13 protein-coding genes and 1 tRNA gene are annotated in these 13,391 nt (G+C 64.9%); 4 read left to right on the top strand and 10 right to left on the bottom strand.

The features are described from left to right. Positions 1 to 12: 12 nt before the first annotated feature. The 4 genes from AArcSl_RS09115 to AArcSl_RS09100 form a co-directional block, all read right to left on the bottom strand. Positions 13 to 1,014 (bottom strand): histone deacetylase family protein, encoded by a 1,002-nt coding sequence (locus AArcSl_RS09115; protein ID WP_119818006.1) that lies wholly within the window; start codon positions 1,012 to 1,014, stop codon positions 13 to 15. Further along, a complete protein-coding gene (locus tag AArcSl_RS09110) occupies positions 1,014 to 1,445 on the bottom strand; it encodes a histone (protein WP_119818003.1) in 432 nt (143 codons plus the stop codon). Before AArcSl_RS09110 ends, AArcSl_RS09115 begins: the two co-directional genes overlap by 1 nt. 122 nt (positions 1,446 to 1,567) lie before the next feature. After that, entirely contained in the window at positions 1,568 to 3,043 is a 1,476-nt protein-coding gene (locus tag AArcSl_RS09105; protein WP_119818000.1) for a single-stranded DNA binding protein, read from the bottom strand. A 174-nt stretch (positions 3,044 to 3,217) separates the two neighbouring features. Beyond that, positions 3,218 to 3,727, bottom strand: a complete 510-nt coding sequence (locus AArcSl_RS09100) for a hypothetical protein (protein ID WP_119817997.1) — start codon at positions 3,725 to 3,727, stop codon at positions 3,218 to 3,220. 161 nt (positions 3,728 to 3,888) lie between these two features. On the opposite strand from AArcSl_RS09100, the gene AArcSl_RS09095 reads away from it, so the two are divergent. After that, positions 3,889 to 3,961 (top strand) — tRNA-Arg (locus tag AArcSl_RS09095). 173 nt (positions 3,962 to 4,134) lie between these two features. Here AArcSl_RS09095 and AArcSl_RS09090 read toward each other — a convergent pair. From AArcSl_RS09090 to AArcSl_RS09065, 6 genes are all read right to left on the bottom strand, one after another. Beyond that, positions 4,135 to 4,734: a TetR/AcrR family transcriptional regulator gene (locus tag AArcSl_RS09090; RefSeq protein ID WP_119817994.1), complete on the bottom strand. Its 600-nt coding sequence runs from the start codon at positions 4,732 to 4,734 to the stop codon at positions 4,135 to 4,137. Positions 4,735 to 4,778: 44 nt separating this feature from the next. Next, complete coding sequence (locus AArcSl_RS09085; RefSeq protein ID WP_119817991.1) at positions 4,779 to 5,564, bottom strand: ABC transporter permease; 786 nt, start codon at positions 5,562 to 5,564, stop codon at positions 4,779 to 4,781. Positions 5,565 to 5,603: 39 nt separating this feature from the next. Further along, positions 5,604 to 6,386, bottom strand: a complete 783-nt coding sequence (locus AArcSl_RS09080) for an ABC transporter permease subunit (protein WP_119817988.1) — start codon at positions 6,384 to 6,386, stop codon at positions 5,604 to 5,606. Next, on the bottom strand, positions 6,383 to 7,285 hold the full coding sequence (locus AArcSl_RS09075) for an ABC transporter ATP-binding protein (RefSeq protein ID WP_217563432.1): 903 nt from the start codon (positions 7,283 to 7,285) through the stop codon (positions 6,383 to 6,385). Before AArcSl_RS09075 ends, AArcSl_RS09080 begins: the two co-directional genes overlap by 4 nt. Before the next feature lie 5 nt (positions 7,286 to 7,290). Continuing rightward, on the bottom strand, positions 7,291 to 9,204 hold the full coding sequence (locus AArcSl_RS09070; protein ID WP_119817982.1) for a COG1361 S-layer family protein: 1,914 nt from the start codon (positions 9,202 to 9,204) through the stop codon (positions 7,291 to 7,293). A 216-nt stretch (positions 9,205 to 9,420) separates the two neighbouring features. Next, positions 9,421 to 9,714 carry a hypothetical protein gene (locus AArcSl_RS09065; RefSeq protein WP_119817979.1) on the bottom strand — a complete coding sequence of 98 codons (294 nt, stop codon included), beginning with the start codon at positions 9,712 to 9,714 and terminating at the stop codon, positions 9,421 to 9,423. A gap of 169 nt (positions 9,715 to 9,883) precedes the next feature. Between AArcSl_RS09065 and AArcSl_RS09060 the strand changes: the two genes are divergently transcribed. Genes AArcSl_RS09060 through AArcSl_RS09050 form a run of 3 tightly spaced genes read left to right on the top strand, consistent with a single transcriptional unit; the run spans position 9,884 to position 13,357 of the window. Beyond that, on the top strand, positions 9,884 to 11,464 hold the full coding sequence (locus AArcSl_RS09060) for a CARDB domain-containing protein (protein ID WP_161945929.1): 1,581 nt from the start codon (positions 9,884 to 9,886) through the stop codon (positions 11,462 to 11,464). Then, positions 11,461 to 12,201 carry an ABC transporter ATP-binding protein gene (locus AArcSl_RS09055; RefSeq protein WP_119817973.1) on the top strand — a complete coding sequence of 247 codons (741 nt, stop codon included), beginning with the start codon at positions 11,461 to 11,463 and terminating at the stop codon, positions 12,199 to 12,201. Before AArcSl_RS09060 ends, AArcSl_RS09055 begins: the two co-directional genes overlap by 4 nt. Then, on the top strand, positions 12,194 to 13,357 hold the full coding sequence (locus tag AArcSl_RS09050) for an ABC transporter permease (protein ID WP_119817969.1): 1,164 nt from the start codon (positions 12,194 to 12,196) through the stop codon (positions 13,355 to 13,357). Before AArcSl_RS09055 ends, AArcSl_RS09050 begins: the two co-directional genes overlap by 8 nt. The last annotated feature ends 34 nt before the right edge of the window (positions 13,358 to 13,391 follow it).

Below are 13,391 nucleotides of genomic sequence, written 5' to 3'. Positions count from 1 at the left end.
CCTCGGAGTGGGTCACTCGAGCCGGTCTACGACGCCGTCGACGGTCGCTTTCGCGTCCGCGGACGGTTCCTCCTCGCCGATGGCCGGATCCCGGCCGTCGAACGTCTCGTGGACGGCCGCGACGCCGTCGGAAAGCGTCTCCAGACCGTAGCCTCCCTCGAGGACGAACGCGAGCGGTGTCGACGTCCGATCGCCGAACCGGCGGAGGAGTTTCGTAAACAGCGCGTATCCCTCCGTCGAGACGCGCATCCGGGAGATCGGGTCGTGTCTGTGGGCGTCGAAGCCCGCCGACACGATCAGGAGGTCCGGATCGAACGACTCGAACGCCGGCACGATCGCCTCGGTGATCGCATACTGATAGTCGGCGTCGTCGGCGCCGGCCGAGAACGGGACGTTCAGTGTCGTCCTCGCCCCCGGCCCGATGCCGGTTTCCTCGGCCCCACCGGTGCCGGGATACAGGCCGTCCTCGTGAATCGACGCATAAAAGACGTCCCCGCGATCGTAAAAGAGGTCCTGGGTGCCGTTGCCGTGGTGGACGTCCCAATCGAAGATCGCAACCCGGTCGACGGAATCCGACTCCAGCGCCGTCTGGGCGGCGATGGCGGCGTTGTTGAAGAAGCAAAACCCCATGGCGTCGTCCTCGATCGCGTGATGACCCGGCGGTCGGCCGAGCGAGAACGGCGTCTCCCGCCCGCTGGCCCCGTCCATCGCCTCCCTGACCGCCCACTGGGCCAGCCCCGCCGACGCGAGTGCGGCCTCCCAGGTGGCCTCGCTGGCGACGGTGTCGGCGTCCCAGTTGCCGCCGCCGCGGTCGGCGAACTCTCTGACTTCGTCGACGTATGCCGGGTCGTGAACCGCGGCCACAGTTCCCCTGTCGGCCGGGGGAGCCTCGCGGTAGACGACGCCGTGTCGTTTCGCGAGCCGACGCCGGATCGCGCGCAGCCGGTCGGGGTTCTCCGGGTGCCGCGGGCCGGTGTCGTGGTCGAGACAGGTGTCGCTGTAACCGAATTGCATCACTCGAAAAGCGAGAAGTACGTCCGGATGTCTTCCGCTTGAACCGTTCGTCTGTCGGCGTGGCGGGCGAGCGTGGCGGCGGCGGCGGCGACGTTGTCGGCGTAGTCCTCGAGGATGTCGGCCAGCGCGATCCGCGCGTCCATCGACACCCGGTAGGAGTCGTCGATCCGGAGTCGAGCGATCCGGTCCACGGGAGCGATCGGGAGGGTGAGGTCCTCGCGCTCGATCACCTGTTCGACGCCGAAGTCCGACGCCATCAACGTCTTGCGACCGTCTGCGGTCGCCTCCTCGGCGGCGTCGACGGCGAGGGCGGCCCCGTGGTCCTGGATCCGGCGGGCCAGTTCCTCGGCCGCGCCGGCGCTCACGCGGAGGTCGCCGGCGTTGCGCCGGATGACCGTGTCCACGGGAGCGAACGGCAACTCGACACTCATACACCAAAACGCGTTCGTGCTGCGTATAATCCTTTCCGTTGCCGAAGTCTGCAGGATATGGCGTCCTCACCGGTGAGAGTGACAGGTTCGAAACGAACCTGTGAGGCGAGCGTAAGCCGGCTTTAGAACACGTCGTCGGCGTCGATCTTCCCGTTCCGCTCCTCGCCGCGAACCGTCACTTCCTCGCCGAGTCGGAGAGTCTCGTCCGTTTCGACGTTCCGGGTCGTTCGGCCGTCGTCGAGGACGACCGGGTTCCCCGCCTGGACGACGGTACCCGTGAACTCGACGGTCTCGGTGGTCTCGACGGCGGCCTCGCCGGTCTCATCGTCCGTGGTCCCCTCGCTCGTGGCGTCCCCGCTCGTGGTCCCTTCACTCGTGGCGTCCCCGTCCGCGAACGCCGAGAGCCCGCCACCCGAACTGGGAGCGTCACCGGCGGCGGCCTTCGCCTCGCCAGCGGGGGAGCCGCCGGCGGTCGCGTCCCCGGCGGCGGCCTCCTCGTCCAGGACGGTCACGGTCGAGCGCCAGTTGGCGGACGCCTCGAGGTCGTCCTGCCAGCCGTCCTGGATCTCCGCGTCGGTCACCAGGAGGTGGTCCGCGAGCTCGACGTCGGCGTCGGCCTTCTCGCCCCACAGCGCGACCCGGATCTCGCCGGTCTCGTCTTTGATCCGGACGTTTCGGACCTGCCCCTGTGAACCGTCGTCCCGGTCGAACGTCCGTTTGGGATCCGTCTCGACGACGCCGCCGGCGATGTCCGCCGTCTGGTCGATCTCGAGGTCGGCGATGTCTGTGGTCTCGGGGACGTACTCGACGTCCTCGTCGACGCGTTCGACGTCGCCTCTGGAGCCGACGTGGAGTTCGAGGTCGCCGTCGCGCTCCCGGACGTAGCCGTCGACCACCTCGACGGTCTCGCCGGGGTCGAACTCGTCGGCCAGGTCGGCCTGCTCGTCCCACAGTGTCACCCGCACGCGGCCGGTCTCGTCGCCCAGCGTGATGTTGGCGACTTTCCCCTCCGAGCCGTCGTCCCGGTCGAACGTCCGGACCGAGTCCGTATCGAGTACCGTGCCGACGAGGTCGACGTCAGACCGCCCCAAAGCGAGATCCTCGACGCGGTAGGTGTCGAGCACCTCGACGTCGACTTCGGCGTCCTCGTCGGGCTCGACCTTGTCGACGCTCACTTCGACCCCGTCGTAGCCGTCTGTCGGCCGGCCGGCGATCCGGAGCACCTGCCCGACCTCGAGCTGGTCTTCGGCCGCGCCGGCGGCCTCGTCCCAAAGCGAGATTCGGATCCGCCCCGTCTCGTCGGCGACCTCGACGTTGCAGACGCGGCCGTCGGGTTCGTCCTCCCCGTCCCGCTCGAACGTCCGGACGTCGCCGATCGAGACGACCTTGCCGAGGAACTTCACCTCGTCCATCCCCGGCTCGATGTCGGCGATGCCGCTTACCTCCTCGTCGCGGAGGTCGTGCGCGATCAGCATCGCCGCCGTCTCCTCGTCGGCGAGCCCGCCCATCTGCTCGACTTTCTCCTCGACGGCGGCCCGGAACTCCTCGAGCGGGACGTCCGTTTCCAGATCCTCGTAGACGTCCTCGATCACACCCATAGTCGTACACACAGGCAGGAAGAGGCGCCGCTTAAGCGTTGCCGTTGGGATGTCGGAGCGCCGCAGTCTCGTGGTTTCGTCGAACTCGTTCGTCGCATCGAGACGGGATGGCTCCCGATCCCTTTTGAACCCTCGCGTCAGAAGATCACAGCGTCCCCGATCGACCCCGCCTAATTACCGATCGGTCGTCGCTACGGTCCGGTCACCGTCGTGGGTTTCGTGGACGACTTCCACGGACGTCGGCAGGGCCTCCTCGAAGACGAACGTCGCCTCGTATCCGAGGTCCGTCAGTACCTGCGTGCACATCTCGTCCGGGTCGGAGTCGTCGACGGTCGCGATCCGCACTCGAAGCAGGTCTCCCGCCACGCGCTGTGGTTCGTCCTCGAATGTCGGCTCGACGAGGACCGGGACGTGACAGCCGGTGTTGCCGACGATACAGCCGTCGACGTGGACTTCCAGGGCATCCTCGTCGACGGTGACGGTCGCAGTCTCCGGTTCCTCGCAGGCGGCCTCCGACAGCGTGGCCGCGGTCAGTACCGGATCGCCGTCCGGCGCGCCGTCGTTGTCGTCGGAGTCGCCACCGTTTCCGGGGGTGCCGTCCGTCGGCGGACCATCACCGAGACAGCCCGCGAGACCGACGGTTGTGGCGGCACCGAGGGAAATCAGGAGGGATCGACGTCTCATGGTTGATTTTTAAGAGGTCGAACGGTATAATCGCTTGCAAGACTCAAACAACGGCTGCCGTCATCGGTGGGATGTCGACTCTTTCGGACGTTCGACGGCACTATTCCGGCCACGTCCCGGACCGTAACCGTCTTAAGTCGACCACGGATAGGTACGGGTGAGTCCGGGTAGGGTAGTGGACTATCCTCTTGGCTTGCGGAGCCAGGGACCGGAGTTCAAATCTCCGTCCGGACGTTCACTTCACTCACTTCGTTCGTTACGTTCACGTCCGGACGTGCCCCACGCTCACTTCGTTCGCGTGGGACTCCGTCCGGACGCTTTCTGCAGCACAACTGCGACGAGCGGAGCGAGGAGCCTGTGCTGCAGAAAGCGTCTCGGTGTATGGTGCAATACGGAGATCGAACCGATCACACCTCCGGCGCAGTCAATCCACGCGCGAGTGCGACGATCGCGAGTTCCCGGACTTCCTCGTAGTACCCCTCCCGGTAGGCGTCGAGCTCCTCTCTGTGCACGGCGAGATAGCCGATCGTTCCCATCACGCCGAGGACGGTCGCCGGCTCGTACTCCGAAAACCGTCCGTCGCTTCGCTCCTGGATGGATTCGACGATCGGCTCGTAGTCGGCCAACTGTTCGGTTCCCAGTTCCTCGAGGAGAGCCGGAGAGATGCTGTTGAGAAGCTCCTCGCGGTACTGGATCAACGGGTTCGTCTCGGCGAACTCCGCGTACAGTCGAAACAGCCGTTCGAGAGCGACCTGCGGATCGGTGATCCCCTCCAACTCGTGCTCGACGTCCGCGAGAAACTCGTCGCTTTCCCGCTGGACGACCTCCACGTACAGTTCGGCTTTCGAGTCGAAAAAGAGGTAAAAGGAACTCTTCGCGATCCCGACCGGATCCGTGATGTCCTTTACGTTGGTCTTGTGCGGGCCATACACCCGGAGTAGCTCCCGGCCGGTCTCGACGAGACGCTCCTCGATCCGTTCCCGCTCCTCGTCGCTGAACCCGTGCATGCGCTTGCATCGGGTTGTGACTCCAAAAACAGATCGGTTATGATTTATATATCCCGTCGGACGAAGATCCCTGCCGCGAGGAAAAGCAAAAGGAGAAACGCTGCGAGCAGGACGGCAGCATCGAAGAACGCGTACTCCTCGTGGACGAGGATCGCCGACGGGTCGTAATACCGGCTCGGGGTGAAATAACCGATCCACTCGTAGTCCGGGTCCAGGTTGGAGGTACCCTCGATCAACCACAGCACGAACACCAGCCCGAGCGCCGTCGATTGCGCCGTTCGCTTGCGTTCGATGACGACCGACAGCAGGATTCCGATCCCGGCACACACCAACAGGTACGGGACGCTGAGTAGATGGACCATCGCGATCGCGACGCCGTTTATCGGCTCGTCGATGAGGCGCGATCCCACGTAGACGATAAGCGGAACCCCGGTGTTCAAGATGAGTAGGGGTACCCAGAAAGCGGCGACTTTCTGGGCCAGCACCGATTCCCGGGATACCGGATTCGCAAGCGTGAGGTCCATCTTTCGCTCTTCGATGTCCCCCGCGATCGTGCCGGCACCAACGTACGCGAAGTAGATCCCCAGCAGAATTACCCAGAAGAAGGCGTACACCTCCGCTGCGATGAACCCTTCGATCGTGTGGATGGCTTCGATCCCGAACAGGTCGAACATTGCATCCGGGAACGCCTCGAAGAGCTCTTCGGCCTCCTCGCCAGCCAGTTCGGGAAACATTGAGAAGTACAATACCGACAGGAGGGCGAACACGACGAGGAGGACGATCGAACTCCGCTGGAGTCGCCTGGATTCGGTGCGCAGAATAGCAGTCATCCCTGATATCCCCCCGTCGCGCCAACTGCTCCCATCACGTTAGATGTCCCTCCGCGTGAAGATCGCCGTGGCGACCCCGATCAGGACCAGAAACGCCACGAGGAGAATCGCGGCGTCGACGAACGCGTACTCCTCGTGGAGAAGGATCGCCGACGGGTCGTAGTATCGGCTCGGCGTGAGGTCGCCCACCCACTCGTAGTCCGGTTCCATGAGCGATATCCCATCAACCAGCCAGAGCATGAAAACCAGTCCAAGCGCGGAGACCTGTGCTCGCCCGACCCGGTCGAAAACGACCGAGAAGACCACCCCGATCCCGGCGCACACCAGCAGATACGGGATGCTGAGCAAATGGACGATGGCGATGTCGACAAACCCGAGCGGCTCCCCGATCAGTCGCGATCCGAGGAATAACACGGCCAGGAGGCCGGCATTTAACGCGAGAAGGGGGACCCAGAGGGCGGCGACTTTCTGGGCCAGCACCGACTCACGGGACACCGGATTCGCGAGCGTGAGGTCCATTTTCCGGGAGCGAATGTCCCCGGCGATCAGGCCGCCCCCGACGTACGCGAAGTAGACACCGCCGAACAGGATCCAGACGAACGGGTAGATATAGCCGCCGGCGAACCCCTCGATCGTGTGCATCTCCTCGAACCCCAGCATAACGAGGACGTACTCCGGATACGCTTCCTCGATCAGTTCTGCCTCCTCTTTCATGGCCGGGAAGACCGCAAGCAGGAACGCAGTCAACATCCCGAACACGCCTGTCAGAATGATCGATCCCCGACGAAGTTTGCGGGACTCATCGAGAACAATTGCTGTCATGGCGGATTCGGATTCGACTCGTCCGTGTAGTAGTGTTTGAAGATCGTGTCCAGCTGCGGATCCCCGACGTTTGCGTCCTCGATTTCGAACTGGACGAGATGCTCCAGGAGCGCCTGTGTCTCCCCCGTGTAGGTGAAATGCACCGACCGATCGACCACGTCAACGTCGATCATCTGGTCGGTGACGAACGCAGTCTCGTCGACGGGGTCAGCGAAGTGCACCCGGACCTCCTTTCCGCTCCGTTTGAGCAACGCGTCTATGTCCTCCAGTGCAACGATCTCCCCGTCCCTGATTATCCCGACCCGGTCACAAACGCGCTGGACCTCACTCAGGATGTGCGAGGAGACGAACAGCGTCTTGCCGGCCTCTCGCTCCTGTTCCATGAAGTGGTGCAGCCGATCCTGCTTGAGCGGATCCAGCCCGGAGGTCGGCTCGTCCATGATTACCAACTCCGGATCGTGCATAAACGCCTGAACGATGCCGAGCATCCGACGGTTTCCGGCCGAATACGTCTCGACCGCTTGATCGAGTGGAGGATGAAAGAGTTCGAGCAGCTCCGCCCGTCGTTCGTCCCCGCGCATCCGGGCGAAGTAATCGAGTACCTGGCGGCCAGTGAGACGCTCGTCGAAACCGAGCGTGTCCGGGAGATAGCCGAGGTCCGATTTCACGTCCGTCAGCGCCTTCCGATTCCGGATGTCCGCACCGAGCACCTCCGCAGTCCCGGAACTTGGAGAAAGAAGTCCCAGCAGCATCCGAATGGTCGTCGTCTTGCCCGCCCCGTTGGGACCGAGGTAGCCGAAAATCTCCCCGCGTTCGATTTCGAATGAAACACCGTCGTTCGCGAGGACGTCATCGTATCGCTTGGTGAGATCGAGGACGTTGATTGCAGGCTGGTTCATTGTCATTACCGCCGGTAGAGCCAGACGAACGCCGCGACGACGAGGATCATCACGGCAATGAAGGCGAGGATCTCAATGGCGAGGAACGGCTCGTCGGGATCCTCGGTCACTGACACTGAGAGGGTGAGTGGTCGCACCGTCTGCGTTTCGTCGTCGGGGTCGAGATACTCGACGTCGAGGACGGCCGGGTACTGGCTTGGGGGTGCGTCGCTATCTACCTCGAGGTCGAATGCGACGCGATCGGTTTCCCCGGGTGCAAGGGAGGGAACGATCGTGGTCGTGAAGTCGCTCTCGAGGGGATCCTCGACGGAGAGGCGAAGCCGCACGTCGCGTATCTCGACGTCCCGCTGGTTCGTCACCTCGAGGGCGAGCGTCCCGTCACCGCCGGCGACGAACGTCGGATCGACGGCCGTCACCGCGACCGCGTCACGCCGCTCGGCCACGGGGACGCGGATCGGATCGGTCACCGCACGGTCGTGGCCGGCCGCGGTGCGGTAGGTGGTCGTCACGTCGATCCGCTGTGGCGTGGCGTCGGTTCCCGCCGGCACTGTGGCCCTGAACCTGAAGTCGGCCGTCTCGCCGGGTTCGAGCGACCCGACGGCGTAGGTCCGGCTCCGCGGCTCGAACTCGCCGTCGCCGAGCGTCACCGTCACGCCGTCGACTGCGACTGGACCATCGTTGTTGATCGTCCCGACGATCTCGCCGGTTTCGCCGACGCGAAGCGTCGATTCCTCGAGAGCCACGTCGAACTCCTGTTCGTCGATCTGGACGCTCACCGGATCGGTGGTCATCCGGTCGCGCTCCCCATCGGTCCGGTAGCTCGTCGCCAGATCGATTCGCTGTGGGACAGCGTCGGCCGTCTCCGGAACTGCGACCCGCAGGCGGAACGTGGCCGATTCGTCGACGTCCAGGTCGCCGACGGCGTACGGGCCGCTCTGTGCCTCCAGCAACGATCCATCCGCTGGGGCGATCGAGACGTCCTCGACCGGAAGTGGACCGTCGTTTTGTACCGTCCCCGCTATCGTCCCCACCTCACCGACCCGCAGCGTCGACCGCTGGATGCCGATGTCCAAGCCTTGAGCGTCCAGCGGGGAGAAGCCGACCGAGAGACCGTCCTCTATCCCACGGATCCCGTCGGGATCGGTGAACTCGACCGTTCCATCGAGCGTGTAGTTGCGGACTGCAGTGCCGTCGCGAACGGCGACGTCGTACTCGACGATCGTCGCCTCTCCCGGGTCGAGACGCTCGATCCTGGCGGTGTCGCGTTGAGCCTCGCCGAACCCGACGTTCGGACTAGTCGACTCGAGACCGACGGCGATGTCGCGTGCGGGCTCTTCGCCCGTGTTTTCGACCTCGACTGCGACCGATCCGGCACCCCCGATCTGGGCGTCGCTTTCGATCCCGTGTAGCTGGAACCGGGGGCGTTCCTCGACCTTGACGTCGATCGTCCGCGTCACCCGGCGCGTTCGCTCCTGGACGACGCCGCTTCCGGGATCCGACTGGGCCACATGCGAGTACCGAAGTCTGACGTCGAGCGAGTACGTGCCCGGTTCGACGTCCGCCGGGACGCGCACCGCGACGGGAATCGAACGCACGTCCCCGTCGGGAAGCGACCCGATCGACTGCCGTTCGGTTTCGACCGCAAACGGCGTCCCGCCGTCTCGGACCTCGAGTTGGACGCTACGGGCGGTCGTCACCTGATCCCGCTGTGCGGCGGGACCCCACCGCTGGGTCCCGTCGTTTGCGACCTGCAATTCGAGGGAGTTGGTCTCACCCGGAATGAGGGCCGGGTCGGGAGCGAACACCGAGAGCTCCGGCTCGCCGCTCACGTACTGCCCCTGTGCCCCGACGACAGTCACCCCTGCCAGCAACCCGACCACGACCAGCGCTACGACTGCCAAAACCGTCCGGCTGTGCATCTACGGCCACCTCGAAACGGCAGCCTCCGTCCAGTCGTGGGGAGAACACTGGCCGCGTTGCCGCCGAGCGTGGAAGTCCATATTCAGTTCTTGAATTGATAACTAGATATCTTTTCTGGTCACGAACCCGAGTTCCGAGCCCGCACCGTCAACCCCGGTTGACTGCTCGATTCTCGGTGAAAACGTCTTCGTCCTCGGACCGACAGCTCGGTTCCGCTATCGGTCGCGACTGCCGTCGTCAGTATGGTTTCCGTCGACTGCGTGACTTCCGTCGTCGGCGCGCATCTCGAGCAGAAGGCCGACTACGCCGGCGACGAACAACCCAGTTCCGAGCGCCCTGAGTTGCCGGAGGTAGCCCGGCTTCGGCTCGAGTTCCGCCGCGTTGTCGAAGCTTTCGCCGATCGCTCGCCGAACCAGCTTTGCGCTCTGTCCCGGCGCGATCGCGGCGACGATTCCCTGACCGATCGCCCAGACCGATCCGAGCTTCCGACAGCTCGACCTGTCTATCATGCCTCGACGTACGCCGGCTCGACGTATAAATCAGCCACCTGACTATTCACACGGCCGTTCCTCGCGACGAGAAATCCAGTCGACGACGGGAGAGCTGCAGTTGTGCGAACCGACATTCCAGTCACCGTTTGGCGACATGCATAAGCACATCCGAACCCAAACCGTGCCAATGCGCCGTCTGGTTCCCGGTGTTCTGCTTGCGCTCCTCGTAGTGACGGGTGTTGCAGTCGTCGCGTCCGGAGTGCCGGACGCACGGCTCGTCGTCTCCGACGCCGAGCCGCAACAGGAAACGATCACGACCGACGCGCCCGCGACCGTCGCCGTCACCGTCGACCTGGATGCCGGAAGCACGACAGCGATCACTCTCGACCGAGTCGCGATCGAAAACGAAACCGGAGCCGAGCTCGGCTCCGCCACGGACCTGGGATCGTTCAGCCAGGGCAACTCGTTGACGGTTCCGGTGACCGTTCAGTTCGACGAGTCCGGACACCACGAGCTGCAGGTGATCGCGGAAGCAACCGACGAATCGGACCGCGAAGTGACCGCAACTCGACCGCTCTCGGTCGTCGTCGAGGGCGCCGGGCCGCTCGTCGACATCGAGCCCGTCGAGTCGACTGTCGGAACCGAAACGACGCTCGAGCTCGCGGTGAGAAACCCGTCGGCCGATCAGCTGCGCAACCTGACGGTGGCTGTCGAGGGCGACGGGACAGACGTCAGAACTGACGGACGCACGATCGCGTCGCTCGCACCCGGAGAGACAGTCGAACGGTCTTTCGAAGTCGTCCCGGAAACCTCCGGGGAACACTCCCTCGAGGTCACGGTCGACTACGCGACTGCCGACGGCTCCGCCGCCTCGGTAGAGCGGGTTACGACGTACTCCGCAGTCGATGCCGTCGCGGATCTCGGCGTGCGCGTCACCCGGATCGACGATCGCCCCGACGGGATCGACCAACCCGACGGAGACGTCGGTATTCCGGGCGGAATCGAGGGGATCCTGGGCGGTACCGCCGGTATCGAGGAGGACTCCGAGGAGACGGAGAGCCGGGACGCGATCGGCGTGCGCGTGACCAACTTCGGCAACGCACCGGCCGAACGGATCGTCGTCACGCCCCGGATCGACAACGAGACGCTGCCCAGACGTTCGATCGACGGCCCTCTCGAACCGGGGGCGTCCGGGTTCGTGCCGATCGATCTGCGCGGGATCGAATCGGGCGAGGTGACGTTCCATGTGACCTACGAAACGGCCGGAGTGACAGCCAGCACGGCGGTCGAATACGATCACGCGATCGAAGCCGGCGACGTCACCCTGACCGGGGCCGATCTAGACGGAATCGACACCGGAGGCGAAACGGACGGCTTCGGGGAGACGGTGCGCCTGTCGGCCAATCTCGGGAACCCGACGGAACAGCGTGTGACGGGGACGATCGTCCGGGTCGTCGCGTCGGATCACGTCGAACCGACGTACCCCCAGCGAGATTACTTCGTCGGAACGCTGGAACCGGGCGAGTTCGCCCCCTTCGACGTTACCGCCGCAGTCGACGGCGCGAACGCGACGCAAGTCACGCTCGAGGTGACGTTCCGTTCCGACGGCGAAGTCGAGACCAGGACGTTCGATCTCCCGTACGACGACGCGGCCGTTTCGACCGACGACGGAGGTTCGGACAGAACCGTTGCCGTTGGAGTCGCTATCGCGTCGATCGGCGTCCTGATCGTGGCCGCGCTCGCCATCGTGTACCGCCGACGCAGATGAACCCGAACGATCCGACCGCACGACAGCCGCGTCCAACGGAGGCATCCGCGACCGATACATCTCCATGGAAAGCGACGCCGTCAATCGAACTCGAAGAGGTGATAAAGCGGTACGATCGCGGCGGGGAAACCGTGACCGCGCTCGCGGGGGTCAGCCTCGCAGTCGAGCCCGGCGAGTTCCTCTCGATCGTCGGCCCCAGCGGCAGCGGCAAAAGCACGTTGCTCAACGTGCTCGGGCTGCTCGACGTTCCCACCTCCGGGACGGTGCGGCTCCACGGCCGGGACGTCACGACCCTCGAGGAACGGGAACGAACACTGGCCAGAAAGGAGTCCGTCGGGTTCGTCTTCCAGGACTTTTACCTCCTGCCGACGCTCACTGCGACCGAGAACGTTCTCGTGCCGACGATGTTCGATCCGGACCGCGACGCGGAGGATCGGGCGCTCGCACTCCTCGACCGGGTCGGCCTCGGCGACCGGAAAACCCACACGCCCGATGAACTCTCCGGGGGACAGAAACAGCGCGTCGCGATCGCGCGAGCCCTGATAAACGAACCGGAGATCCTGCTGGCCGACGAACCGACCGGCAACCTCGATCGCGACACCGGATCGACGATCCTCGAGGAGTTCCGTCGGATCTGCGACCAGGGGGTAAGCGTCGTCGCAGTCACGCACGACCAGTTAGTGACGAGCTACGACGACCGCACGATAGAGCTGATCGACGGGGCGACCGATGGGTGACCAGGACGGATCCGTTCGGGGCCTGCTCGATCGGTTCGCGCCGGCCGTGTCGATGGCTCGGCGAAACCTCGGGCGCAACCGGCTTCGCACGGCGCTTGCAGTTCTGGGCGTGCTCATCGGGGTGTTCGCGATCGCCTCGCTCGGTCTGTTCGGGAACGTGCTCGCAGTCTCGGCCGACGCCGAACTCGGCGGTTTCGGCGACCAGATCGTCGTGACTCCAAACGAGGAGGCAGGCGTGAGCTCCCTCGACTCTCGCGACGTGGAAACGATCGCCAGAGTCACCGGAACCGACGGGACCGCCGTCCCGCTCGTGACCGGCAGCGCCGTGGTCGCCGGTGGCAGCGAACAGACGTTCGCACAGCTGTACGGCACCGAAAATCCGGCCGCGTTGTTCGTTGCGCGGGAGGGTTCCGTCCCCGACCGGCACCGGCAGGGGGCGATCGTCGGCGCCGAAGCCGCCGACGCCCTGGATCTGCGGGTCGGTAGCGCGATCGAAGTGGAAGCAAACAGGTACCGAGTCGTCGCGATCCTCGAACGCGAAGAGCTGATCTCGCCGGTGAACCCGAACAACGCCGTGGTGTTGCCCGAGTCCGCGTTCGATCAGCGGACGTACGACCAGGTCGTCGTCCGTGCCGACTCCGCCGACGCCGCAGGTACGATCGCCGAGCGGATCCGGGCGGACGTAAACGTCCGAGAGGAACGGGTCGACGTGCTCGAACTGTCGAGTATCCTCGACACCATCGACGAGTTCTTCTCGCTTCTCAATCAGTTTCTCCTGGGTATCGCGGGGATTTCCCTGATCGTCGCCGGCGTGAGCATCTTCAACGTGATGTTGATGAGTACAGCCGAACGCCGCCAGGAGATCGGCGTGTTGCGCGCGGTCGGGATCCAGCGAAACGAGGTGTTACGCGTATTGCTCGCGGAAGCGATCCTCCTGGGAGTCGTCGGCGGGTTCCTCGGAGCGGTGCTTGCAGGCCTGGCGGCCGTCGGGCTCGTGCTCGTGGCCCCGGTCGAATTCGACGTCCTGCTGGTGGCGTCCAACGGGCTGTATCTGGTCGGCGCGTTCGCGTTCGGCGTGCTCGTCTGCCTGCTGTCCGGACTGTACCCCGCATACAGGGCGGCCACGCTCCACCCGGTCGAGGCACTTCGTGGATGAACTGTCGGCTCACCGCCCGCCTGCACCCATCGGA

Origin of the sequence: Halalkaliarchaeum desulfuricum (genome assembly GCF_002952775.1) — an archaeon.
GTDB lineage: Archaea > Halobacteriota > Halobacteria > Halobacteriales > Haloferacaceae > Halalkaliarchaeum > Halalkaliarchaeum desulfuricum.
This window is presented reverse-complemented; position numbering and strand designations above follow the sequence as displayed.

Bases quoted from the DNA above. Each gene is read 5' to 3' on its own strand.
- AArcSl_RS09065 (WP_119817979.1), bottom strand. From the start codon at position 9,714: ATGATAGACAGGTCGAGCTGTCGGAAGCTCGGATCGGTCTGGGCGATC.
- AArcSl_RS09090 (WP_119817994.1), bottom strand. From the start codon at position 4,734: ATGCACGGGTTCAGCGACGAGGAGCGGGAACGGATCGAGGAGCGTCTC.
- AArcSl_RS09050 (WP_119817969.1), top strand. From the start codon at position 12,194: ATGGGTGACCAGGACGGATCCGTTCGGGGCCTGCTCGATCGGTTCGCG.
- AArcSl_RS09055 (WP_119817973.1), top strand. From the start codon at position 11,461: ATGAACCCGAACGATCCGACCGCACGACAGCCGCGTCCAACGGAGGCA.
- AArcSl_RS09070 (WP_119817982.1), bottom strand. From the start codon at position 9,204: ATGCACAGCCGGACGGTTTTGGCAGTCGTAGCGCTGGTCGTGGTCGGG.
- AArcSl_RS09100 (WP_119817997.1), bottom strand. From the start codon at position 3,727: ATGAGACGTCGATCCCTCCTGATTTCCCTCGGTGCCGCCACAACCGTC.
- AArcSl_RS09115 (WP_119818006.1), bottom strand. From the start codon at position 1,014: ATGCAATTCGGTTACAGCGACACCTGTCTCGACCACGACACCGGCCCG.
- AArcSl_RS09060 (WP_161945929.1), top strand. From the start codon at position 9,884: ATGCGCCGTCTGGTTCCCGGTGTTCTGCTTGCGCTCCTCGTAGTGACG.
- AArcSl_RS09110 (WP_119818003.1), bottom strand. From the start codon at position 1,445: ATGAGTGTCGAGTTGCCGTTCGCTCCCGTGGACACGGTCATCCGGCGC.
- AArcSl_RS09085 (WP_119817991.1), bottom strand. From the start codon at position 5,564: ATGACTGCTATTCTGCGCACCGAATCCAGGCGACTCCAGCGGAGTTCG.
- AArcSl_RS09080 (WP_119817988.1), bottom strand. From the start codon at position 6,386: ATGACAGCAATTGTTCTCGATGAGTCCCGCAAACTTCGTCGGGGATCG.
- AArcSl_RS09105 (WP_119818000.1), bottom strand. From the start codon at position 3,043: ATGGGTGTGATCGAGGACGTCTACGAGGATCTGGAAACGGACGTCCCG.
- AArcSl_RS09075 (WP_217563432.1), bottom strand. From the start codon at position 7,285: ATGAACCAGCCTGCAATCAACGTCCTCGATCTCACCAAGCGATACGAT.